This is a genomic window from Scrofimicrobium canadense, assembly GCF_009696615.1.
GTDB classification, from domain to species: Bacteria; Actinomycetota; Actinomycetes; order Actinomycetales; family Actinomycetaceae; genus Scrofimicrobium; species Scrofimicrobium canadense.
The window spans coordinates 53,520-76,518 of sequence record NZ_VULO01000007.1 but is presented as its reverse complement, the minus strand read 5'-3'; the positions used below and the strand labels follow the sequence as shown (position 1 = coordinate 76,518).

Below are 22,999 nucleotides of genomic sequence, written 5' to 3'. Positions count from 1 at the left end.
ATGCTCATTGTCATCGACGGAATCTCCGGATCAGGTAAGACCACCTTGGCGAACCAGCTTGGCGCTCTGCTGCAAGTACCGGTGCTTCACATGGATAACTGGTATCCGGGGTGGAACGGTCTTGCAGCGGGCTCAATGATTGCTGCGGAGATCGCAGCAGGTAGACGCAGCTATTACGAAGAGTGGGATTGGGCACGAAATAACCTGGGACCAAAGGTTCATATTGATTCGTCGCAGGGTCTGATTATTGAAGGCTGTGGTGCGATCACGCCCGAGTCTGTCGGGCACGCAAACCTTGCTATCTGGCTAGATGCTGACCCTGAGCTTGCGTGGCAGCGCGCTGCAGCCCGCGAAGGAAAAGATCACATGGCGTGGTGGGAGGGGTGGCATCGGCAAGAGAAAATACACTGGGAAATCAATCACCCTAGGCAATTAGCTCATCAGATCATCACAGTGGGAGCATAATAGTGCAATGACCACACACACGAAGCACGTAATTGCCGCCTGGGCTGTGCATGCCTTCACAATGACCGGCATCATTTGGGCAACGCTGGCGTTGCACTCGGTTTTTATCGGCCAACCAAAGATGATGTGGCTCTACCTTGGTATCGCTCTGCTGGTCGATGGATTCGACGGTACCCTGGCGCGCAAGGTAGACGTCAAGAAATACACTCCGCGTTTTGATGGGTCTGCACTTGATCTCATCATCGACTATCTGACATGGACCTTTATTCCTGCTTTCTTCCTCATGAAAGCAGGTTTGCTGGGGCCTCCTCCGTCAGCTGCAATCATGATCACGATCATTTGTGTCAGTTCCATGTTCTGCTACGCCAATACCGGCATGAAATCGACTGACTACTACTTCGTTGGCTTCCCAGCCGCGTGGAACATCGTAGCCGCATATATGTGGATACTTGATCTCCCGGTCTACTGGAATGCCCTCATCATCGTGACTTTGGCTGTTCTCACAGTGCTTCCCGTGAAATTCGTTCACCCATTCAGGGTTCGGAAAATGATGCCGCTCACCATTGCAGTGACCACCATCTGGCTAGTCACCACCACCACTCTGCTAGCTATGCATCCCGTGCGATTGTGGTGGGTTGAGTTATTGTGGTGGATTTCTGGTTTGTGGTTCCTAGGCGTGGGATTTTGGAGAACTCTGCGGGGCCGAGCCGACAATAGCTGACGAGTATTTCTTTTCAAGACTTTTTTCTTGGACGTATTTCGCAATTTCGATACCGACCCCAGTGGAGATTAGAAATGCGACAATAACCGTGACATACCAAGGGTATGAGCTTCCGTGCATCCAAAAGTAGATGTAGGGGGCCATAAAAGTGATGACGGTTGTAAGAGCTCCCGCAACGCGCACCCATCGCTTCGCTGCTAACACCATCGCAAGGACACCCCACGTGTAAGGAATCGCGGTGGTGACATCAATTGACCACAGCAGTATCACCGAACCGTAGAACTCTTTGACGAACACCACCGGCAGTGCTCTCAGTGAGGAATACACGAAAACAACCAAATACACCAAAGTCTGTGGATTTTTAAGTAGTCGAGATAGCGCGGACGCTCGCCGCGTATAGACTTTTTTATCCTCCAGGGCAACAACAATGTCTTGGGGAATGCGTACGGTGTCAATACCATCAAGTACCTCGGTCGCCTCGGAATGATTTGCCACCATCCATCGCAATAGGTTGGGAGGATGTATCCCCACCACATCCCCACCTAAGTCTCTGGCAATGCCCGGATAAGCATCTTCAACTTGGTCAAATGTTGCTTCTACAATCCACAGGCGCGCACCTTTTTCGCAGTCTTTCCGAAGCAAATGCAGGTCTTCAAGTTGATCGAAAGAGACTACTCGAGAGTTTTGTCCAGACAATTCCGCCAGCTTCTGCACATGGGCGACAGCTCGAACTCGACGAGGGTCTAGGGTTGATCGCGCAACGACATCCTGGGCGGCAAATTTCCCAGGTCGAGGAACTAACGACTCAAAATAGTCCCGTATCCAAGACCTCGTCACGTAATCTTCTCCCGTCCCATCTTTTGCATACGATGCTTTAGCCTACCTAATTCACACACTGGAGCAGCTTCACTTACTGCGCAATGCACGAATGATTAAATTCGTTGCTACCGCGACTAAGAAGACGGCAAAACAGACATTAGCAGCCAGCGGCGATACTTTATGCGCAACGAAGGATCCCAGAAATGTGGTACAGCAAGCAGAAAGTCCCACGATAATTGCTGTGGGAACGTGAAGGTTCTTGCGCATCAGGTTAGGTATTGTCCCTGACAATGCGGTGGGGATCATCATGAGGAGAGACGTCCCCTTTGCCACCAAATCAGATGCGCCAAAGCCCAACATCAATGCTGGGACTACGATAATGCCGCCTCCAACACCTAAGAGACCTGAAAGCACACCGGTGAGGAATCCCGTAACGACCAGTGCCAGAGCGGTTCCCCACGTAATCTCAATGTGAGAATCGCGTGAGGGGATCACAACAAAAAGCATCACTACCGATACCAGCATGAATCCGGCAAACCCCAGCTGCAACCACTTTTGTCGAACTTTGGATAAGAGCCACGTACCCACTTGCGATCCGCCCAGTGCCCCCAATGCCAGCAGGCCCGCGGCAACCCAGGACACGTGCCCCTCGATGGCATAGGACACCACCCCCACCAAAGCCAACGGAACAATGGTGGTGAGCGAAGTTCCTGAGGCAAGGCGCGGTTCGAATCCTGCAAAGGTAATGAGTGCGGGAATGATGATAATTCCGCCCCCTACCCCGAACATGCCTGAAAGGAAGCCCGCCGCAAGACCGACAATAATCAGAATGACAACTGTGCGTGCATTGAGTTGCGGCATTTTTTGATCTGTCATTGTCCTAAGCCTAGTTGGTGGGAAGATTGGTATCTGGGCATGTCCGTAGAACTTTCGCCAGGGCAACGCGCTCAGTATCGGTAACAGAAAGCTTCCATTTATCCTTCACTGCAATCTGGCGCAATACGTAGTCACAATGGTATTGCTCATTAGCTGGCAGCCATAAATCAGCCGTCATCGCGGCCTTATCTTGGTTTGCCTGCCCCTCAACCGCAAGAAGATTCAGCGGGTCATTGGCAAATTCTTCGCGAGTAAGGAGATCCCATTTCCACGCACCAGAAATCCAAGCATTCGCAAGTGGAACAACGTGATCGATTTGCACGGCTTCGGAAGTACCTTCACCTCGAACAAAATCGAGAGTCTTGCCGGTATACGGATCCTCTAAGACGCCCGCGGCCACAACGCAATCACCGTTGCGATATTCAACTTCCTCAAGGTCACGCGCAAGGATCTCGTTACGTGTATTGCAGCCATCCCCATCCAGATCAGCCCACCCGTCACCGAATTCAGAACGTATGTAGCCTGGATATTTTTCATCATCTGGCTGCGGCAAAGCAAGGAGAGCCGTCTTAGCTTTTGATTGCGGCACATCTTGCAAGAGAGAATCAGCATCATCGGTGCCCGTAACCATGCCGATAATGCCACTGACCAACATATAGAGTCCGAAGGCACCCGCCACCAACAGCAGGAGGTTGCGGGGTTGCTGCAAGAACCCCGGATTCTTGTGATCGTCAGACATGGACCAATTGTGTCCTATGGTGCCGGCTGAACCAATTCCTTGTCCTCAGTTGTGGCTATCCCGTTGAATAAAACAGTGTCCCGGCGACAAATATCAAACTGCCACGGGAATTAGGACACTGTGATGCAATGATTGAAATTGAATTAGCAGTCGTCCAGTTCTTCCCGGAGCTTCCGCAGTTCCTCATCGCGATCGGCATGTGAACCCCGCGCCGCCCCCGTCCGCATTGACAAAAGACGTTTCAACTGGGCCGGTGTCAACGACAGACTCCAATCGTTATGAACGGGCAACTGCCAACGACGCCAATGCGCTACCACAGTAAAAGCTGATCCCACCAGTGTTGCAGCTACCATCCCCCACATTGGATGACCTGTATAGAACAAAGCAACCATTATCCCTGCAGACACAAATGCGGGCGTAGCGTAAAGGTTATTACCCCCAAATACCGTAGGGACATTTCCCGCTGAAACGTCCCTAATCATTCCGCCACCAACTGCCGTTGTGATGCCCAGAAGCAAAGCAGGCATGACTCCGAAACCCAACGACAGAGTCTTCATGGCTCCCGTTGCCGCCCAACAGCCCAACACTGTCCCGTCCATGATGACTAACGCAACCCGCCAAAACCGGTTGTTAAGTCGCCACAAGAACGCAACTGACGCACCGACAAGAGCCGTACCAATGTAGAGGGGGTCTGTGAGTGCAACCGGGGGACCTGCCTGCAACATCACATCGCGAATGATGCCGCCGCCCATTGCAGACATGATTGCTAAGACGACAAAGCCCACGGCATCGAACCGTTTTTCGCGCGCAAGTTTCCCGCCAAGGACCCCATTGAGGCCAACGCCTGTAAGGTCGATAACTCGAAATACTATCTCAAGAGACGCACCGTCCATGGTGAAACCTTATGCCGTAGCCACGCCAAATAGCAGCCCTAAAGAATAGGTGACAGCAGCAGCCGCATAACCAATCGCTAGCTGGCGCAGCGCTCCTCTCCAAGCTGCTCGACCCGACAGAATACCAACCAAGCCTCCCGTGAAGAGTAAAACTATTCCGACAATTGCTGCCGAGGTGACAATCGCCAATAGTCCTTGCATGCCCAAAAGGTGGGGGACCAGAGGAATAAAGGCGCCTACAGCAAAGAAGACGAAAGAAGATAAACCTGCTTGCCACGGTTTACCGACTTCTTCAGACGCCCCAGTCGCCCCCTCAGCTATAGAACTGCGCAAGGGAATAGACCCCGATGAGGTGATGGTCGGTTGCCCCAACGTATTGAATACCTCGCGAGCATGTTCCGAGGCACGTTCTGGTGATTCACCCCGAGCCCTAAAGAGAAGCGCCAACTCGTTAGCATCAACATCAAGGGCAGGAACCGATCGGTGAGCTTCTGGGTCTGGAGTGGAAGCGTCAAGGAGCTCTCGTTGGGATGTGACACTGATCCACTCACCGGCCGCCATAGATAATGCACCTGCGAGAAGTCCCGCAAATCCCGTGGTTAACACCAGTGCACTGTCCATTCCGGCTGCAGCTACGCCAAGAATAAGCGCAAGGTTAGAGATCAATCCATCGTTGGCACCAAAGACAGCTGCCCGGAAAGAACCCGCCATTTGCGCTCGCGACTCAGCCGCAAGCGACCGGATCACCTCACCATGTATATGTTCGTCAGCCGCCATCTGCCGTGAAGCATCTGTATCCGCGTCATAGGCGGTTCGTTGTTCCGAGCGTTGTGCCAAAGCCAAGACAAAGACCGATCCGAATACTGTGGCCAAAGCCGGAAGCATGCGGGAAAAAAGGCGCGGCTTAGGAGGTGGGTATGCCTTATCGCCAAGAAGATCCAACCAATGCTTTTCGTGGCGACTTTCCGCAGCCGCCAACTCCAACATAATTTCTCGGGTAGGACCACTACGTCGTTCAGCTAGGTTGCGGTAGGTCTGCGCCTCGACACGTTCGTCCGCTAAATAGCGCCTCCACTTGCGAATTTGTGCTTTCGTGGGGGTCATCGCTCAAGCGAATCAGGACGTTCCACCACAACGATTTCAGCTGACTTCACGCCAAACATTTTTTCTTTAACGCTGTCAGCAACTGCATCAGAAATCTGATTGCCCTTATTGCGAATGGCATTGGCAGTCTTTTCACCTGCCGCATCAAGAGGACGCGCCACGATTGGTGTATCTCGAAGTTTGCGCCCCCACTCTTTTATCTGTTCGTAGCGTTCACGGCCTGCGCGAGTACCTAAAACGTAGCCAACAGCCAAGCCAACCAACAGAGTAGTTTTAGTTCCCACGGGCCTGCCTCACTTTTTCTTGCTCAGTTGCTTGGGGTAGAGCGATACAAGTCTTTCCGTGACGAGTTTATCGCGAGTGGATACTTCCGTCGTCTGCACAAGTGAGCGAGGAATACCCTCACCATCACAGACGATCATAAGATCGCCCACACGGGGCAGTTCATCAAAATGTTCTTCCTCGCTGACCAACTCGGTCAGTTCACCCTCAGCGATTTTAACGGCCAAGTCAGTGGCCTCTGCGGGGTCTTCCGATAGATGCACCGCGGGGGGTCGCAGGGCAGCGCGTTGCTGCGGCCCTACCAGATTTTCTATGCGGGTCATCCCCACGCTTTCGCGTGAAATAGCCCAAAATGCCATGACTGCTTCTTCAACAGGTTCACTCAAACCGGTATTCTCCATATTCCCATCATGCCAGGTGTGCGAAAATGCAACAGTGATCATTACTACCTCCACGAATCGGGACAGCTGCGGTAGCGTGGAGGGGTGAGTGAGGTTTGGATTGGCACCCCGCGTGGCACGATGCTGTCTGGAACCTTCGTTGACCCGGTTGATTCCACCGATGCAGCGGTCCTTTTTTCCCATTCAGTGCTTGATGACCGAATGTCAGGGCTACATTTTCCACGCTTGGCCGCCATCTATCGGTCCATGGGATACGCCACGTTAAAATTCGATTATTCGGGACACGGCGCATCAGGAAACGACATGATTTCTGTGACCCACCAGGTCGAAGATCTCAGAGCTGCATCAGGCTGGCTTGCCGACCAAGGCTTCACCCGACAGCTGGTGCACGCACATTCATTTGGAACGCTACCCGCGCTCCAGGCTGCCCCAAAGCACGTTGAGACAATGGTTCTTTCTGCCGCGATCACAGGGCCTTTGGACTATGACTGGGAAGATGTTTTTTCCTCAGCACAGTTGGATGAGCTTGAACAGGTGGGCTACACAACCATCCATGACGACTCCGATAGTCCGCGCGAAGAGTTTTTGATCGGTAGGGATTCTCTCAAAGAACTGTCCCTTAACAACCCTGAAGATCTCTTCAGGAACCTTGAAGTACCGATTCTCCTTATTCACGACTCGGACGATATCCAACGTGGGTTTTTAGACCTCACCAAGGAAGCGCTGCCTCTTCTTCCTGAAGGCTCACGAATTGAGACAGTCTCGGACGCCAGTTTTGGGCAAGGGCAACGACTCGACATTCTGTCTGATCTCGCTTCCTCCTGGGCGGAGTCCCACCTTCCGGTGCGCTGATGGAGTCGCGTTATTCTCCGGCGCAGCTGGCCGCCCGAGCAGCAGCATTGCCGGTCATCACCTACCCGGATCTTCCTGTATCTGCGCATCGGGACGAAATCGCCGAGGCGATCCAACATCATCAAGTTACCGTCGTCGCAGGTGAAACCGGATCCGGTAAAACCACGCAAATACCAAAGATTTGTCTGCAACTAGGACGCGGGATTGCGGGCATGATTGGACATACCCAACCGCGACGTATTGCCGCTCGCTCTGTTGCCGAAAGAATAGCTTTTGAAGTCGGGCAGACTATTGGGCGCGAACCAGGTCAAGTTATTGGCTATCAGGTGCGTTTTACTGACGAAGTTGGACCAACCACTCTGGTCAAACTAATGACTGACGGGATTCTCCTCAACGAAATTCAGGTCGACCCTGATCTGACAAGGTATGACACCATCATTGTCGATGAGGCTCACGAGCGGTCCCTCAACATTGACTTCATCTTGGGCTATCTTGCCCGGCTGCTGCCCCGGCGCCCAGACCTGAAGCTCATCATCACCTCTGCCACCATAGATTCACAGCGTTTTGCGGACCATTTTTCTGCTGCCACCGGCTCCGATGTCCCAGTCATTGAGGTGAGTGGCCGCACATATCCGGTGGAAATCCGCTATCGCGACGATGCCGGCGATGAAGACCTTGACGTTCTGCTCACGGACGCAGTCGATGAACTGCTGCGCGAACCCGACGGGGATATTCTGGTTTTCCTCCCTGGAGAACGCGATATTCGTGAGGCTCAACAGACCTTGTCTGAGCATATGGGCAATCGCCGAATCGATATTGTTCCTCTCTTCGCCAGGCTCTCCGCAGCAGAACAACAGCGCATTTTCCACCCCGGTCCAACACGCCGCATTATTCTTGCCACTAACATCGCCGAAACGTCGTTGACCGTGCCGGGTATCCGCTATGTCATTGACCCAGGCCTTGCGCGCATCAGCCGTTTTTCAAACAAAACGAAGGTGCAGCGGCTTCCCATCGAACGTGTATCCCAAGCCAGCGCCAATCAGCGGTCTGGCCGAGCCGGACGTGTTGCCCCGGGCATCGCGATCCGCCTCTACTCCGAAGAGGACTTTCTTGGCCGCGCCGAATACACAGAACCGGAGATTCTTCGCACGTCCTTGGCTTCAGTCATTCTGCAAATGAAGGCTCTCACTTTGGGGGAGGTTGCAGAGTTTCCCTTCATTGATGCTCCTTCACGACAGGCTATTCGTGACGGCGTGCAGTTACTGGTTGAGCTTGGGGCACTCACCGATGAAGGCGATCTGACAGGGATTGGTCGAAAGCTCTCACGCCTTCCCATTGATCCCCGTCTGGGCAGGATGCTCCTTGCAGCCGAGAAAGAAGGGTGCGCCTCGGAAGTGCTTGTTATCGTGGCTGCACTATCGATCCAAGACGTACGCGAACGCCCCTTGGATAACCAAGCAGCTGCTGACACTGCCCATGCGCGCTTCAACAATCCAGACTCTGATTTCCTCACCTATCTGAATTTGTGGCGGTATTTGACCGTACAGTCACGCGACATGTCTCATTCAGCGTTTCGACGCCTGTGCAGGTCAGAATTTTTGCACTATCTGCGTTTTCGCGAGTGGCGTGATGTTGTCACCCAGCTGCGACAGATGTGTAAGCAAATCGGTATTTCTGTCCAACCAGTGGGTATTCCTGACTGTCACGACATTCGAGCGTATCCGGATACGGCCTCTGCAATCGTGGACTTTGGTACTGGGGTTCGCTCAGTCGACTTCGACCAAGTACACCGTTCCCTCTTGGTTGGTTTGCTCTCGAACATTGGGAATTGGGATGAGCTTCGCAGCAACTACCAGGGAGCGCGTGGAGCCCGATTTACCATCTGGCCAGGGTCTGGACTTTCAGGACGTAAATCTGACTGGGTGATGGCTGCTGAGCTTGTGGAGACGTCACGGCTTTTTGCCCGCACTGTTGCCCGCATCAAGGTGGAGTGGATTGAGTCAGCCGGTGGACACCTCGTCAACCGCTCATACGCAGAACCCTACTGGAGTCGTGGTAAGGGTGCTGCCATGATAAAAGAGCGCGTATTGCTCTACGGTATGACTCTGGCCGCAGATCGGTCTATTCTTCTCGGCCAGCTGGGAGACATGCGACTTGGAAATCAGGGGACCCGCCGCACCAGTGTCGCCGCACCTGGCACGATTGCGGCAATAGCGCAAGGGCTCCTTGCTGAAGGGTCTGGTGGTAGGTGGGCATCCCAGCTGCTGTCTGAGGACGAGTCTTTACTCACCGCACGTGAGTTGGCATGGGAAATGTTCATCCGCCACGCGTTGGTGGAAGGAAAATGGCGCGCAGACTATCTTCCTTTTGTTCGGCACAATCGTTCCCTGGTCAAACGGGCCGAGGAAATGGCGGCGCGCCTGCGGGATCCCTCTTTGGCAGCATCTCAAGAGGAGCGTGAAGAATTCTTCCGGTCCCGGATCCCCCCATTCATCACCTCGGCCAAATCCTTTGAGGCCTGGTGGAAGAAACAGCCCGACAAGAAAATTCTCGAATACTCATGGACCGACGTATTCCATGAAAATCCTGATATGGACGAGGCGGACTTCCCCACCACATGGGAGCAAGGAAATCTGTCACTCAAGGTGAGCTACCCTGCTGGTGAACCGGTGACCGTGAGAGTTCCTCTGTCTCTATTGCCGCAAATAAGAGATTACGGCTTTGACTGGCAGGTCCCCGGACTACTCAACGAATTGTGCACTGCCACTATCCGCGCACTTCCCAAGCCAATTCGTCGCCAGTTGGCTCCTGCCCCAGAGGTTGGTTCCCAGATCGCCGATTATCTGCGCAGTTCCGATTCTTCCTGGGTGCCCGAAGAAGAGCCGGAAGAGGACGCCCCCACATCGCTGGCTGCTTCTTTGGAGCGTCTCGCCCAGTGGGGACAAAAGACTGGGCGTGTATCTGGTAGTTCCACACCCCCTACCTCGTCAAGTGCTGGAAATTTGCGGGATTCTAAGGAAAGAAGTCGCAAAAAACCCGCACTTGTGCCCGAGAAGAAAGAACGTAGCTTCGCAGAGGCGTTCGCTGCAGCCGTTACACAGCTACGAGGCGTGGAAGTATCTGCGCAGCACGTTGAACAGGCCCCCATTCCTGAAAACCTGCGCATCAGATTTCAGGTAGTTGATCCCTCAGGAAAAGTCGTTGGCCAAGGGCCATCTCTGAGTCTTTTGCAGCGGCAGCTTTCTAAGCAGACGGATTCGGCAGTTTCTAGTGCTGTGAAACACGCGGTAAAAACTGCCGTTGCACAAGAGACTTCCCAGCAGTGGGAAAAGAAGAATATTACTGACTTTCCTCCACAAATACCCCAGTCGGTGGAATCGGCCACGAATACTGGCATGAGCGTGCGCGCCTATCCGGCCTTGGTTGATCAGGGGGATCAAGTTGACCTCCTTCTCAAAAGTAATGCCGATCAGGCACAGGCCGATCATCTTCGTGGGGTAGCTCGGCTGTTGCTGCGTCGCTTACGGCTCTCACCGGCCCGTATTACCACGCGTTGGACTGGCAAAGAAGCTCTCATGCTGGCGGCTTCCCCCTATCCCACAACAGAAGACCTGGTTGAAGACGCTCAATGGGCAGCCGCGCTAGCTCTTGCACGCCCAGTACGGACCGCACAGGACTTTGACAACCTCGTCGCCGAGGCCCGCGACAACTTTGAAGAACAGGTATATCAGAACTTGCGCCATTGCATACGCGCATTAGAAGCTGGCGTGTCGGTACCGCGGCTGCTCTACCCAGGTTTTCTTTCTCGCACTCCCGCTATGTGGTTGCCACACGTACCGCGCTACTTAAAAGCCGCTGAAAGTCCTCGTGCTAACGACCCCAAGCGTGTGGCGATTGTCCAAGAAGTCGAAGACTCACTGGAACATGTCCGGCGCACTGCTGAGGGGCGTCCCTATTCTCTCAAGGTAGCTGACCGACTCCAACGTCTCCAATGGCTCATCGAAGAACTGCGCGTCTCCCTCTTTGCGGAACATCTGGGGACATCTGAGAAAGTGTCGAGAGAACGTCTTTTGCGCTACATTGATGGAGTGTTTCGTGACCTGGACTGACGCCGAGTTGCTTTCTCGCGCCAGAGAACTGCTGGACAAGCACGGCCTAGACGATTGGACCGTCCAGTTAGATCATGCTCGCCGCAGAGCTGGCAGGTGTAGCAGCCACGAGCGCACTATCTCTTTGTCGAAGGTTCTCCTCTCGCAATATCCAGCAACCGGTGTTGACCACGTAATATTGCACGAAATTGCCCATGCACTAGTCGGTCCCGGCCACGGGCACGATGCCACATGGAAAGCAATGGCACGCCGCCTGGGCACTCCCCCCAAGGCACGGTTGGACTCGGCGCTACCCACGCCTGAGGCGCCTTGGGTTGGTACATGCCCGCGATGCGGCACACAGCGTCGTCTCTTTCGCCAACCCCGACGCGTAACCGCCTGTGGAACTTGCTCACGTTCTTTTCGCCCCGAACTCATCTTGCAGTGGACATTCCACGGCACCCCCACTACACCCAAAGGTCCGTACGCCCGCGAGCTAAGCCGCCTCCCTTAGGCACATCACGGTGTCATAAATCCCATGGCAGCTAGATATTTGTCGCCGGGACACTATTTTAGTCACCGGCATCCGCAGCCAAGGCCCCACAGTACTCGGAATATTTGAGATACTTCACGATGTAGGCTGGTAGAGCAAATCTGGTGCCTTAGAGAGGAAATCATGAGCATTCGACTACGCGGCGGAAGAGTATTCTTGGATGGGATTTTTCGCAACGTTGATATCGTGATTGATGACCAGGGCGTAGTTCGCGATGACGCAGATGCATCTCGCGATATCGACATACGCGGGCACTATGTTCTTCCCGGCCTAGCTGACATCCATGTGCATCTGCGTGAACCCGGATTCTCATATAAGGAAACTATCGCCACCGGTACCAGAGCGGCCGCTCGCGGTGGATTCACGACAGTTGGAGCAATGCCCAACGTTGCGCCTCCCCCAGATAACCTCGCCGAACTTGAAAAACAGATAGAAGCCTATAGACGCGACGCCGTGGTAGAGGTCCTTCCCTATTCGTGCCTCACCACCGGCGGCAATGGCCGTGGCGCTCCCGTGGACTACCCATCATTAGCACCCCACGTCATCGGATTTTCAGACGATGGGTTCGGAGTTCAAAGTGAAGAGACAATGCGCCAGGTGATGCGGGGTGTTGCCGACGCTGGCAGTATTGTGGCCCAACATATTGAGGACCTTGAGCTCGCTGGTGACGGCTACATCAATGATGGTGAATACGCTGCGACACACGGACACAAGGGCAAGTCAGCGGAGTCAGAATGGCGTCAGCTGGAAAGGGACTTACATCTGGTTGAAGAAACCGGATGCAACTACCACGGGTGCCATGTGTCGACAGTCAGATCGGTCGAACTCATCCGAGAAGCCAAAGCTAAGGGCCTCCCAGTCACCGCAGAAACGGCTCCTCACTACCTAGCACTGTCCGACGATATGTTACAAGAGGATGGGCGCTTCCGTATGAATCCTCCGATTCGTAGCCGCGAAGACCGTGAGGCTCTGTGCGAGGCGCTCCTGGATGGAACTATCGACATGATCGCCACCGATCACGCACCTCACTCAGCTGAGGAAAAAGCTGGTGGACTTGAAAAATCAGCCAACGGAGTCGTCGGCCTGGAAAACTCTCTTAGCGTTATCTATACCGAGTTTGTCCACTCAGGCCGCATGACCATGGAAGACCTCGTTCGGGTCATGTGCGTGGCTCCAAGAACACGGTTCAAGACCGGTGGTGGACGAATCACTATGGGGTCCCCAGCCGATCTCATCGTCTTTGACCCCAATTTCCACGAGCCCCTCGACACCTCGAAGTTCCAATCCAAGGGGCGAGCTACGCCGTTCGATGGGATAGACCTTCATGGCCAAGTAGCGCTGACTTTGTGCAAGGGGCATGCAGCCTGGGATCCGCATTCGTGGTTAGCCTAGATTTCCACCGTGACGCTGTTGGTTACCTAACATGTGGTCCACAAAGGACTTTCTTGACCAATGGAGGGCGACACTAAGCTAGAATAATCTGCGGCGTCGAGCGTGAGGGACGTGAGCTATGGATTTTTACCTGCCGGTCACCTCGCTTTTCTATTGGATGGGTCCCCATGTCTGCTGATCGCATTTTTGAAGTTGCCCACAATGACCCAATTGCTCGGGATACCTATGTGCTCACTCTCAACGGCGACACCTCGGATCTCACAACACCGGGCCAATTTGTCAATGTGGAAGTACCTGGTTTCTACCTTCGGCGTCCTCTTTCTGTTGCCGACTGGTCTGCCGGAGAGTTGCAATTAATCTACAAAGTCCTGGGACAGGGAACAGCCGCAATGACTCGAATGTCACCGGGTGATCAAACGCGTATCATCTCTGGGCTGGGCAATGGGTTCGAGATTACTGAAGCGGAAGCTCCGCTCATTGTCGGAGGCGGTGTTGGTGTTGCTCCGCTTTTTGCCCTGGCGCGGGAATTGCTGTCGAGGGGACAGTCGCCGCAGGTTGTTTTAGGTTTCAATTCGGCTGATGAGGTGTTCTCCGCGGAGAGCATCCGCGAACTTGGTGCTTCTGTCGCAATCGCAACGGTCGATGGCTCTGAAGGGACTGCAGGTTTTGTCACCGATGCCCTGCCATCACGATTCGACTACTTTTATGCATGCGGGCCCACACCTATGCTAAAAGCCCTGGCTTCTGCCACAGAACAACCCGGACAGTTCTCCTTAGAAGAACGAATGGCATGTGGTTTTGGTGCGTGTATGGGCTGCGTGACTAATACTGTGGACGGAAATCAGCGTGTCTGTAAAGAAGGACCAGTATTTTCCCGAGAGGAGTTAGCATGGTAAACCCTTTGGCTGTTCAGTTGGGCACCACTACCTTGCAGAACCCACTGATCCCCGCATCGGGATGTTTCGGTTTCGGAGACGAATTCCTCGACTTTTATGACCCGAATATCCTTGGGGCTGTGGCCCTCAAAGGCACCACCCGCGATGCCCGTGACGGCAACGCCACGCCTCGTATAGCAGAGACTCCCGCGGGAATGATCAACTCGATTGGCCTACAAAACCCAGGTATTGATGTTGTTTTATCTAAGAAGTTGCCACATTTGGCAACGTTCTATTCTCAGCCGGTGATTCTCAATATCTCCGGCTTTTCTATTGATGACTATGTTGCCTCTTGCGCGGCGGCTGACGGCAAAGCCGAGATCATCGAGCTCAATGTGTCGTGCCCCAACGTGCACGGCGGCGGTATTAGCTTCGGTTCTTCGTGCCCGCTTTTGGTAGAAGTAGTGCGTGCTGTGCGCGAAGTTGTGACACAGTCACAGCTCTTCATCAAGCTCTCCCCTAATGTCACCGACATTGTGGAAATGGCCCGCGGAGCTGTTGATGCCGGCGCTGACGGTCTCACCCTTATCAATACGCTGTTGGGAATGCGCATTGATCTCAAACGCCGCCACCCCGTGATTGCTGCGGGAGCCGGAGGATTTTCGGGCCCAGCAATCTTCCCTATCGCCGTACGTATGATTCATGCCGTAAAAAGTGCCATTGATGTTCCCATCATGGGTTCTGGAGGCGTAGCAAGCGCGAGCGACGCCCTGGAAATGATGATGGCCGGAGCAACCGCAGTACAGGTGGGAGCGGAGTCTTTGCGAGACCCCATGGTGATTCCTCGCATCATCGACGAACTCCCAGCCCTTCTAGACGAACTTGAAATAGACCAGATAGCTGATGTGATTGGAGAAGCTCTTGCCTCATGATGTGATCGTTGCCGCCGATTTCCCCCACGCGGATGCTTTGCGTGATTTCTTAGAAAAGCTGCCGGGCCAACGTCCCTACCTCAAAGTTGGAATGGAACTGTTCTATGGCGCGGGTCCCAGTCTGGTTCGCGAACTCAAGGATGAGGGGTACAGTGTTTTTCTCGATCTGAAACTACATGACATTCCCAATACCGTCGGCCGCGCAATGGCGGTGCTTTCCGACCTGCAGGTCGACATGGTCAACCTGCATGCGGCGGGCGGTTCCGACATGATGAAATACGCGATTGAAGGCCTCACCAGGCCCGATGGAACCCGACCTTTGTTGATTGCTGTCACCCAACTTACCTCTACCAGTCAGCAGATGCTAGAAGATGAGCTTCTCATCAATCAACCTGTGGACGAGGTGGTCGCACACTATGCAAGTTTCTCGAAGCATGCGGGCCTCGACGGGGTGGTGTGTTCGCCTCGCGAAGTTGAGATTGTCAAGGAGGCATGTGGGCCAGAGTTCCTCACTGTCACCCCAGGCATTCGCTTCGCAGATTCGGCCGCTGACGATCAGGTGCGCATCGCCACGCCAGAGAACGCCCGCGCTTCAGGCAGCGATTTCATCGTGGTGGGCCGTCCCATCACTGCCTCGCCCGACCCTCTAGCTGCGTATCTTCGTGCCCGCACGGAATTTTTAGGAGAGTAAATGTCCATCAGCGCTGACCTACTAGAAATCGAGGCGGTCTTCCTGCGCCCAGATGACCCTTTCACCTGGGCTTCTGGAATCAAGAGTCCCATTTACTGTGACAATCGTCTGATTCTCTCCGCCCCCGTCGTGCGCAGAAGGGTTGAGGATGCCTTAGCGCAGATGATCACCACTGAGTTTCCTGGCGTTGAGTCTCTGATGGGCACCGCAACCGCCGGTATTGCCCACGCGGCCTTGGCTGCCGAACGCCTCGACCTGCCAATGGGCTATGTACGAGGTGGAAACAAGTCTCATGGTCGCGGCAACCAAATCGAAGGACGCCTAGAGCCAGGAACCAAGGTGGTTGTCGTCGAAGACCTCGTCTCTACCGGGGGATCTGTTCTTGAGGCTGTGTCAGCTTTACGTGTTGCGGGAGCCGAAGTGTTGGGCATCGCGGCACTATTCACCTACAACATGGCAAAAGCAGCTGAAAGAATGACTGAAGCAAACATTCGCTATTCGGCACTGTCGAATCTTGATGAGCTAGTTCAAGAAGCAGCTCAGACTGGTTATGTCACCCAAGAGCAGGCAGATTCCATTCTTTCTTTCCGCGACAATCCTAGCCAGTGGTGGAGCAAATGAAACATCTGATCGACATTACCGACCTTTCCCAAGAGGAAATCGCAGAACTTCTGGAAGTGGCTGAAGACATTGCTGCCAATCCCGTCAAATATCAAGATGCCGCAGCGCATAAACGTCTAGGTACTCTCTTTTTTGAACCTTCCACACGTACACGTTTGAGTTTCGAAGCAGCGATGCAGGCTCTAGGTGGCAATGTCATTGGCTTTTCTTCTGCCGATTCATCTTCTTCCACCAAGGGGGAGAGTGTCACTGATACGGTTCTCACGGTTTCCTGCTATACGGACATCATCGCCATGCGCCATCCAAAGGAAGGCGCACCACTTTTGGCTGCGCGCCGCTCGCAGGTTCCCGTCATCAATGCTGGCGATGGCGGCCACGCACATCCAACCCAGACACTCACCGACTTACTGACAATTCATCGAGAAAAGGGACGCCTCGACAATCTGGTGATTGGACTATGTGGAGACCTCAAGTTTGGGCGGACAGTCCACTCGCTTATCAGTGCTCTTGTGCCATATCCTGGTATTTCTTTTGTGCTCATATCACCAGACGAACTTCGCATTCCTGACTATGTTCGCGAAGATGTTTTGGATCGAAGTGGCGTCCCGTACATAGAAACCGACAACTTAGAGAGCCACTTGGGCAGCTTGGATGTTCTCTACATGACTCGAGTACAAAAGGAACGATTCTTCAATGAGGCAGATTACGTCCGTTTGAAGGATCGGTTCATTTTGGACCTGGACAAGCTACGTTATGGTCGCGACGATCTCACAATCATGCATCCATTGCCCCGAGTCAACGAGATTCACATCAAGGTTGACGATGACCCCCGCGCCGCATATTGGAAGCAAGTAAAAAACGGAATGCTGGTGCGCATGGCTCTGATTCTGAAACTATTGCGTGAGGCAGGAAGCTTGGAGGATGCTCAATGAATATCGATGGCGTTGAAAATGGGATAGTGCTGGACCATATTCGTGCTGGGGACTGCATGAAACTGTACTACCTGCTAGGTCTGGATGAGTTGGATTGTTCGGTCGCAATTATCAAGAACGCGTACTCCCAAAAAATGGGACGTAAGGACATCATCAAGATTGATGCACCCCTTGACCTAGACCTCGATGCATTGGGGTACATCGATTCACGTATCACCGTGAATCTTGTCCGCGATGGCAAGCTTTTTCAGAAGAAACATCTCTCTTTGCCTCAGGAACTAGTGAACATTGTGGTGTGCAAGAATCCTAGGTGCATTACCAGCACTGAGAACGATGTGGACCAGGTCTTCAGGCTCTCCGATCCTGAACGTCAGCTCTATAGGTGCGTGTACTGCGAGACTGCCCCAGAGTCTTAGCCCCCACCACCCCACCGCCGCATTACAGAGTTATAAAAGTCAACCCCTGGGCAAATATCGACCTTGGTTCTGTTTTATTACTCTGTAATGCGGCGAGAGGGAGGGAGCCTTAACCGAACCACGCCTTGAAGTATGCATAAAAGTTAAGGTTTCCCACGCTCTCGCAGGCGCCTTCCCCCCCGGGTTGGTAAGGCGTGTAGTTATAGAGGCCTGCGGTTGCATAGTTCTCGACATAGACAGTTGACTCCCCGCAGTGACCATTAGGGTGAAAGCGAATCTGGTTGTCGGCTTCAGGAACTATTGAGAACATGCTGGGCTCAGCCGCATAGCGTCGTAGCTGTTTGGCGGCGTGGAATACCTGATTAGCAAATCCGAAGAACTGGGGATCACAGTTGGAAGTGTCGGGGCATCCGTATCCCATAGCAATGTCGTAGCGGCTCTGTTCTAGCCGGGTGCTTGAAGCCGTCAAAAGCCCCTGCTCCTTCTGCAACATCACCAACAAAACCTGAGGGTTGATACCGCAAGCTCTACTGGCTTTCTCGATGATTGTTCCAGGAGTGTCCCCTTCAGCCCCTTCAAAATCGTAACAATAGTCCCCGCCAGAATATGACTGGGTGTCTTCAACATACTCAGTGATACAAGGGGCTTCTCCAGACCGGCAGCCTTCATTCACCTGCGCAAGAAAAGCCGTAATTTCCTCAGCAGACATTGCTGCAGAGTCGTAGAAAATCTCATCCTCAATGATGCGACCCGCGTTGAAACCTGAGTAGTCCAGAGCGGGCGTAATAGGTTCTGGCGGTAATTCCTCCACTGGCATAGAGTCCGTTTCAGCTACAGGATTCGGGTCTTGGAACTGACTACAACCCACCAAAACCAGTGCCAGCGGCAAGCACAACGCAAGCCGCTTCACCGATCAGAATCCTCGATGTAGCGAAGAATCTCGGGAGTAGCTGCTTCTACCGTTTTGAGAGTTTCTCTAAAGTCACTCATATCTCCGTACCAGGGATCGGGCACATCGAGACTGGTTGCACCGGGCTCAAAGCTGCGGTACATCAGCAGTTCTCCTGCAGGTTCCCCAAGACGCCGCACTCCACGATAGTGTCCATCTGTCATTGCCAAGATCAGGTCAAAGTTCTGCAGATCTGATTGCCGAATCTTCCGCGCCGTGTGAGGAGGAACATCATAACCAGCTTCTTTGAGCGTGCGAACGGCTCGATAGTCCATCGGATTACCAGCTTCTTCTGAACTGATACCCGCACTATCAACTTCAATATCAAGGCCCAGTTTTTCTGCGGCATCGGCTAACACCACCTCGGCCATTGCGGAGCGACAGATATTTCCGGTACACACCATGAGAACCTTGTAGGTCACTTCTTTTCACCTGCCAACACAGGATTGGATAGGCGATTTTGCGTGGGAGGGGTGGGGCAGGTTGCGTAGGGCGTGAACGACGCGGGGAAGAAAGTCGATCGGTTGAAGTCGACGATGTCTCCGTCAACAGGAGCGCTACGCCAAAGATCGTTCGATGGGTCCGAGAAAATCACGTGTGGACCAGAGGGGCCTTCAGTGACAAGCAAGGGATTTTCGCCGGGAAGAGTTACTTCTCCCAACGCTGTCAATGAGACTACCCCTCCTGGATATGCACTGGGAACTTCAATGGTGCGCGGAGTTGCAAATTCTGTATAGGTGCCAGTTACGCGTGCACTGTCCAAATAATCGTAGGTGTCTGTCTCGGTAAACTGCAGTCGGACCGGGCTATGCGGATCCCTTACGCGCACGCAAACCTTGCCGAATCGGAGTGCAATCTCAGCTTGCTTTCCATCAGCTTCCACATAGATCGCCTCACCGGGAACAACCTGGAATTCTTGGTCATTCCACGTGACAACATTTCCCTGTGCAGTCCAGGTACCCGGAAAAGTCTGGAGTGTCTGGGGTTCAGGTCCCAGCCAATCCAGACTCACCAGAGAGAGCCACCCAAATGGCTCCCGTAACTTCTCATTGCGGTCTTGCCGCCAAAGTTTCCATTCTTCAACACTCACTTACAGTTCAACCCTCCCGAAAGCGCGGACAAGTTCGTCTCCATGACTGTAACAAAATCCTGCTCGGGAGTGCCCTCTATGGGGTTCAATTGGGCGGTTTTTACACCGACTGCTTCAGCGAGGCGATCTGCAGTCGTCTGTGCGGCAGTACTTTCAAAGAAAATTGTGGTGGCATCATGCTCTTTAGCGATTTTTTCTACTTCCCTCAGCCGCTTAGGAGAAGGCTCTGCTTCGGGATTGATTCCGGTAATTCCTATTTGTTCGAGGCTGTACGCATCAGCGAGGTAGCCGAAAGCCTCATGAGAAGTAACCAATGTGGCACCTGCACATCCTGCCAGTTCCTCACGATATTTACTGTCAAGAGCTTCCATTTTTGTGCGGAACTCCTTGGCGTTGTGAGCAAAAGTCTCAGCATGGTTGGGATCGGTCTCACTCAAACGTTCGGCAGTGAGGTCACCAATTTCAGCCATGATCATAGGATTCAACCAAATATGGGCGTCCCCCTCTCGCAGCTGGTCCTCTTTTACAGCATCCATCGCATCAAGTGTTGGTACTTCTTGCATGGCAACGGCTTCCTCTACAGCCGGCTGGAAACCCGAGCCTAAGTAGAGCACAAGGTCTTGATTACCTAGTTCAGCTACCTGTTTGGGGGAGATTTCTAGTTCATGAGCATCGCCACCAGGGGGGGTGAGGTCGGTGACAGTAACCGCGTCTCCCCCAATCTCCTCAGCCAGGTAGGCCATCGGGTAGAAGGAAGCTGCCACCTTCACACCCGCGGCTTCGCTAGATTGACCTGATTGACTACCCGCGCCCGCGCAGCCGGTGAGTCCTAATGCAAGTACCGCCACCGCAACAGGAAAGAGTCGTTTTTTCATGATGTCAGCCTAGTGGGCGTCCTCATGTTCATGACCACTTTCTGAGTGATCATGGTCATGCCCTTCCTCATGATCGTGCCTTCGTGGTCATGATGATCGGTCTCTTCAACGCTGACTCCAAAGCCCGTAACGCCAGTAAGTTCATTCACTTCTTGGGGCAGATCACCTGCGAGCCACACTTCACCAGTTTCGATATCAACGGCATAGAGTTTCTTCTCCGCCGGATCAGTCACATACGCAGTGCCGTCAGCCACGAACACTGCTGGCCGAGGCTTCTGCCATTCAGCTGGAACCTCCCACGCGTCGATTACCTGGTGAGCCGCAATTTCACTGCCAGATTCTGGATCGAGAACATGCAATTTGCCGTCGGCACCAAGAACGATTGCTTCACCATTGTCACCTCGGGCCAAGGAGCGGAAACTATAGCCGGTACCTAGATCAACCGGTTTAACCTGCTTGGATTCCACATCGATCAAAGCAACTTGTGTAATCTCGTTTTCGTTGGCATCTCCCGCATATCCTGGCGTGTAGTTGGACAGCACAACGTCACTTTCTGGTGACGCTACCAATGTGCCCATACGGCCATTCTCATCAGGACTTGTCACCTTAGAGAAGGCCCCCTCGTGGTAAAGGAGGGCCCCGTCGGAACAACCAAATACGACGGTATCGTCTACTACGGCTTCCCCATGAACATCAGGACAGTTTTTCCCTTCTGCCACCGATTCACCTTGAGGAGTCATCACTGCAACCCCTTGTCGATCAGGAGTCGTTACTAAAAAATTCTCTTCAAAAGGCACAGCAACTCCGTGGTGCGCCTCAACCTTTAGTTCGGTTGCACCTGCCATAGTTGCAACATCGTCTGTTGGAACAATGTGAATTTGCCCGGTTCCGTCTGAAAATAACGTGGCGATACCCTCATCTGCGACAACGTGACCTGGCTCGCTGGCTGAGTACACCACATCTGTCAGTTTCGGTTCTGCAGTGTAGTAGTGGAAGTGGTCACCATGAGCCTGCGCCCAGGTTCCCATATCAAGGACTTGGAACCCTTCCGAAGTTGACACCATTGCATGGCGTCCGTCCCCTGCGGGGTTCAGACGATTGAATCCTTCAAGCGGTATATCTGCGATTACGTCGAAGTTTTCAGCGTTAAGGACCAATATTCCGCCGTCATATGTCATGGCTAGCCGCGTTTGTGCAGCTGCCTGCTCTTGCGCGTTGCTGTCACTTTGCGCATGTTCAGCATGCTCGCCGTGGCTACTCCCCGTATTCTCTGACTGAGCTGGCGCAGCGGTAGAACAACTGGCCAGCAGTAACACCAATGGGGCTAGAGCCACCAGAGATTTTCGCATGTATATACCTTTCTCCCGCAACAGCATTTAGGGTAACAGATAACGATTCTCATTTGCAATTAGTATGCGGATATCCACAGGCTTCCAAGCGATAGTTATCCCCGAATTCCGCGAAGGCGAGTTTTTACTTCCCTATCTGACTGCCACGATGAGTTTCCACGGTAAACACACGCTTCGAAAGGCCCTCAATGAATTCGCTATCCACACAACTACCCCAATCTTCAGATAACTCACACAAGAGATTTTCAATGCTGCTAGAGGCGCTGACACCATACAGCCATGACCCAGGAAACTTCGATGCACGAGCTCTTTTCGATTCACTAGGGAACGAGCTCTCAACTTACTGGTCCAAGCGCATCACTACCACTTCATTCTTGAGTCTTGGCGACATATATTTACTGGTACTCCAGCGAATGCGCTGGCTTTGCACTAAGCAAAAACCTCTGTCTGCACTGCACAGCCTCGTCAAACATCTAGAGTGCGACGCAGCGATACAACAATCAACATGCGGCATGATCCATACCTGTTCAGCCCTGCCAAAGAACCAGGAAAGACCGGTGTTCGTACCCCTTGATCCAGAAACGCATCCGGCTGCATCAACGTTTCAAACAGGTCAACTCTCCTCTACCCTCACACGGTCGGGTAGTGCTCTACAGCAGTTCTATTCGATCCTGAAAAACTGGGGTATATCTCTTGAACTGACGCGCGTAGCAACTGAAACGATAGCTGGACTATGTGTGACCTCATCGCGAAGAGGACCCAACTCTAGGCGCACTATTCTTCTGACGATGCTTGACAACGGGGAACTCGACCTCACTGGGCCACCTTCTGCCATGGTGTGCTGGCTCTATCTAATAGCGGGAAGGCGCACTGCATACCAGGAGTCTCTACTGTGGTCCCTGTTGAGCGGGCAAGAACTCGACGAGTCGGTCCTCACCCCTTCCAAGCCCCCTTGCACGAACCCACTTCCATACCCCTATAACCTTCAGCAACGCTGGCTCACAGAGCTGTCATGGCATGCCAGTAATAACTCTTTCCAGATGAATCGAGAACTCACTGCCGCACAATAGTAATCCGACGCATG

Annotated in this window: 25 protein-coding genes; 13 read left to right on the top strand and 12 right to left on the bottom strand. The window is 53.3% G+C overall.

Translation table 11 applies throughout. The features are described from left to right. Together FYJ24_RS06655 and FYJ24_RS06650 are read left to right on the top strand one after the other, a co-directional pair. Entirely contained in the window at positions 1-465 is a 465-nt protein-coding gene (locus tag FYJ24_RS06655; protein WP_154544806.1) for an AAA family ATPase, read from the top strand. Between the two features lie 7 nt (positions 466-472). After that, complete coding sequence (locus FYJ24_RS06650) at positions 473-1,186, top strand: CDP-alcohol phosphatidyltransferase family protein (protein ID WP_154544804.1); 714 nt, start codon at positions 473-475, stop codon at positions 1,184-1,186. On the opposite strand, the gene FYJ24_RS06645 is transcribed toward FYJ24_RS06650, so the two are convergent. From FYJ24_RS06645 to FYJ24_RS06615, 7 genes are all read right to left on the bottom strand, one after another. Further along, on the bottom strand, positions 1,136-2,023 hold the full coding sequence (locus FYJ24_RS06645) for a hypothetical protein (protein ID WP_154544802.1): 888 nt from the start codon (positions 2,021-2,023) through the stop codon (positions 1,136-1,138). The genes FYJ24_RS06650 and FYJ24_RS06645 overlap by 51 nt on opposite strands. Positions 2,024-2,092: 69 nt before the next feature. Continuing rightward, a complete protein-coding gene (locus FYJ24_RS06640) occupies positions 2,093-2,881 on the bottom strand; it encodes a sulfite exporter TauE/SafE family protein (protein WP_154544800.1) in 789 nt (262 codons plus the stop codon). A 10-nt stretch (positions 2,882-2,891) separates the two neighbouring features. Beyond that, positions 2,892-3,620: an HNH endonuclease family protein gene (locus FYJ24_RS06635; RefSeq protein ID WP_154544798.1), complete on the bottom strand. Its 729-nt coding sequence runs from the start codon at positions 3,618-3,620 to the stop codon at positions 2,892-2,894. A 143-nt stretch (positions 3,621-3,763) separates the two neighbouring features. After that, the gene (locus tag FYJ24_RS06630) at positions 3,764-4,513 is read right to left on the bottom strand and encodes a trimeric intracellular cation channel family protein (RefSeq protein WP_154544796.1); all 750 of its coding nucleotides are present in this window, start codon (positions 4,511-4,513) and stop codon (positions 3,764-3,766) included. 9 nt (positions 4,514-4,522) lie between these two features. Further along, positions 4,523-5,617 carry a VIT1/CCC1 transporter family protein gene (locus tag FYJ24_RS06625; protein WP_154544794.1) on the bottom strand — a complete coding sequence of 365 codons (1,095 nt, stop codon included), beginning with the start codon at positions 5,615-5,617 and terminating at the stop codon, positions 4,523-4,525. Continuing rightward, positions 5,614-5,901, bottom strand: a complete 288-nt coding sequence (locus tag FYJ24_RS06620) for a YtxH domain-containing protein (protein ID WP_318656574.1) — start codon at positions 5,899-5,901, stop codon at positions 5,614-5,616. The genes FYJ24_RS06625 and FYJ24_RS06620 overlap by 4 nt, the downstream gene beginning before the upstream one ends. A 9-nt stretch (positions 5,902-5,910) precedes the next feature. Further along, the gene (locus FYJ24_RS06615) at positions 5,911-6,342 is read right to left on the bottom strand and encodes an ASCH domain-containing protein (protein WP_154544792.1); all 432 of its coding nucleotides are present in this window, start codon (positions 6,340-6,342) and stop codon (positions 5,911-5,913) included. A 42-nt stretch (positions 6,343-6,384) separates the two neighbouring features. Here FYJ24_RS06615 and FYJ24_RS06610 point away from each other — a divergent pair, with 42 nt between their 5' ends. From FYJ24_RS06610 to FYJ24_RS06565, 10 genes are all read left to right on the top strand, one after another. Next, positions 6,385-7,152 carry an alpha/beta hydrolase family protein gene (locus tag FYJ24_RS06610; RefSeq protein WP_318656573.1) on the top strand — a complete coding sequence of 256 codons (768 nt, stop codon included), beginning with the start codon at positions 6,385-6,387 and terminating at the stop codon, positions 7,150-7,152. Beyond that, on the top strand, positions 7,152-11,261 hold the full coding sequence (gene hrpA / locus FYJ24_RS06605; protein ID WP_154544790.1) for an ATP-dependent RNA helicase HrpA: 4,110 nt from the start codon (positions 7,152-7,154) through the stop codon (positions 11,259-11,261). Before FYJ24_RS06610 ends, hrpA begins: the two co-directional genes overlap by 1 nt. After that, positions 11,248-11,754 (top strand): SprT-like domain-containing protein, encoded by a 507-nt coding sequence (locus tag FYJ24_RS06600; RefSeq protein ID WP_318656572.1) that lies wholly within the window; start codon positions 11,248-11,250, stop codon positions 11,752-11,754. The genes hrpA and FYJ24_RS06600 overlap by 14 nt, the downstream gene beginning before the upstream one ends. Before the next feature lie 162 nt (positions 11,755-11,916). Further along, positions 11,917-13,185 carry a dihydroorotase gene (locus tag FYJ24_RS06595; protein WP_154544786.1) on the top strand — a complete coding sequence of 423 codons (1,269 nt, stop codon included), beginning with the start codon at positions 11,917-11,919 and terminating at the stop codon, positions 13,183-13,185. A gap of 167 nt (positions 13,186-13,352) precedes the next feature. Continuing rightward, positions 13,353-14,081, top strand: a complete 729-nt coding sequence (locus FYJ24_RS06590) for a dihydroorotate dehydrogenase electron transfer subunit (protein WP_154544784.1) — start codon at positions 13,353-13,355, stop codon at positions 14,079-14,081. Then, positions 14,075-14,992 (top strand): dihydroorotate dehydrogenase, encoded by a 918-nt coding sequence (locus FYJ24_RS06585; protein ID WP_154544782.1) that lies wholly within the window; start codon positions 14,075-14,077, stop codon positions 14,990-14,992. The genes FYJ24_RS06590 and FYJ24_RS06585 overlap by 7 nt, the downstream gene beginning before the upstream one ends. Next, positions 14,982-15,683, top strand: a complete 702-nt coding sequence (gene pyrF, locus FYJ24_RS06580; RefSeq protein WP_154544780.1) for an orotidine-5'-phosphate decarboxylase — start codon at positions 14,982-14,984, stop codon at positions 15,681-15,683. The genes FYJ24_RS06585 and pyrF overlap by 11 nt, the downstream gene beginning before the upstream one ends. Beyond that, positions 15,684-16,304: an orotate phosphoribosyltransferase gene (gene pyrE / locus FYJ24_RS06575; protein WP_154544778.1), complete on the top strand. Its 621-nt coding sequence runs from the start codon at positions 15,684-15,686 to the stop codon at positions 16,302-16,304. Further along, complete coding sequence (gene pyrB, locus FYJ24_RS06570) at positions 16,301-17,236, top strand: aspartate carbamoyltransferase (protein WP_154544776.1); 936 nt, start codon at positions 16,301-16,303, stop codon at positions 17,234-17,236. The genes pyrE and pyrB overlap by 4 nt, the downstream gene beginning before the upstream one ends. Then, positions 17,233-17,652 (top strand): aspartate carbamoyltransferase regulatory subunit, encoded by a 420-nt coding sequence (locus FYJ24_RS06565; RefSeq protein ID WP_154544774.1) that lies wholly within the window; start codon positions 17,233-17,235, stop codon positions 17,650-17,652. Before pyrB ends, FYJ24_RS06565 begins: the two co-directional genes overlap by 4 nt. Positions 17,653-17,761: 109 nt before the next feature. Here FYJ24_RS06565 and FYJ24_RS06560 read toward each other — a convergent pair whose 3' ends face one another. The 5 genes from FYJ24_RS06560 to FYJ24_RS06540 are packed head-to-tail and all read right to left on the bottom strand — an operon-like array spanning position 17,762 to position 21,915. Continuing rightward, on the bottom strand, positions 17,762-18,562 hold the full coding sequence (locus FYJ24_RS06560; protein WP_154544772.1) for a hemagglutinin: 801 nt from the start codon (positions 18,560-18,562) through the stop codon (positions 17,762-17,764). Next, the gene (locus FYJ24_RS06555) at positions 18,559-19,023 is read right to left on the bottom strand and encodes a low molecular weight protein-tyrosine-phosphatase (protein ID WP_318656571.1); all 465 of its coding nucleotides are present in this window, start codon (positions 19,021-19,023) and stop codon (positions 18,559-18,561) included. The genes FYJ24_RS06560 and FYJ24_RS06555 overlap by 4 nt, the downstream gene beginning before the upstream one ends. After that, complete coding sequence (locus FYJ24_RS13395) at positions 19,020-19,691, bottom strand: DUF1684 domain-containing protein (protein WP_154544770.1); 672 nt, start codon at positions 19,689-19,691, stop codon at positions 19,020-19,022. Before FYJ24_RS13395 ends, FYJ24_RS06555 begins: the two co-directional genes overlap by 4 nt. Continuing rightward, positions 19,688-20,566 (bottom strand): metal ABC transporter substrate-binding protein, encoded by an 879-nt coding sequence (locus FYJ24_RS06545; protein WP_154544768.1) that lies wholly within the window; start codon positions 20,564-20,566, stop codon positions 19,688-19,690. Before FYJ24_RS06545 ends, FYJ24_RS13395 begins: the two co-directional genes overlap by 4 nt. Then, positions 20,563-21,915: a PQQ-binding-like beta-propeller repeat protein gene (locus FYJ24_RS06540; RefSeq protein ID WP_154544766.1), complete on the bottom strand. Its 1,353-nt coding sequence runs from the start codon at positions 21,913-21,915 to the stop codon at positions 20,563-20,565. Before FYJ24_RS06540 ends, FYJ24_RS06545 begins: the two co-directional genes overlap by 4 nt. A gap of 788 nt (positions 21,916-22,703) precedes the next feature. On the opposite strand from FYJ24_RS06540, the gene FYJ24_RS06535 reads away from it, so the two are divergent. Next, the gene (locus FYJ24_RS06535; RefSeq protein ID WP_154544764.1) at positions 22,704-22,985 is read left to right on the top strand and encodes a hypothetical protein; all 282 of its coding nucleotides are present in this window, start codon (positions 22,704-22,706) and stop codon (positions 22,983-22,985) included. Positions 22,986-22,999 lie beyond the last annotated feature (14 nt).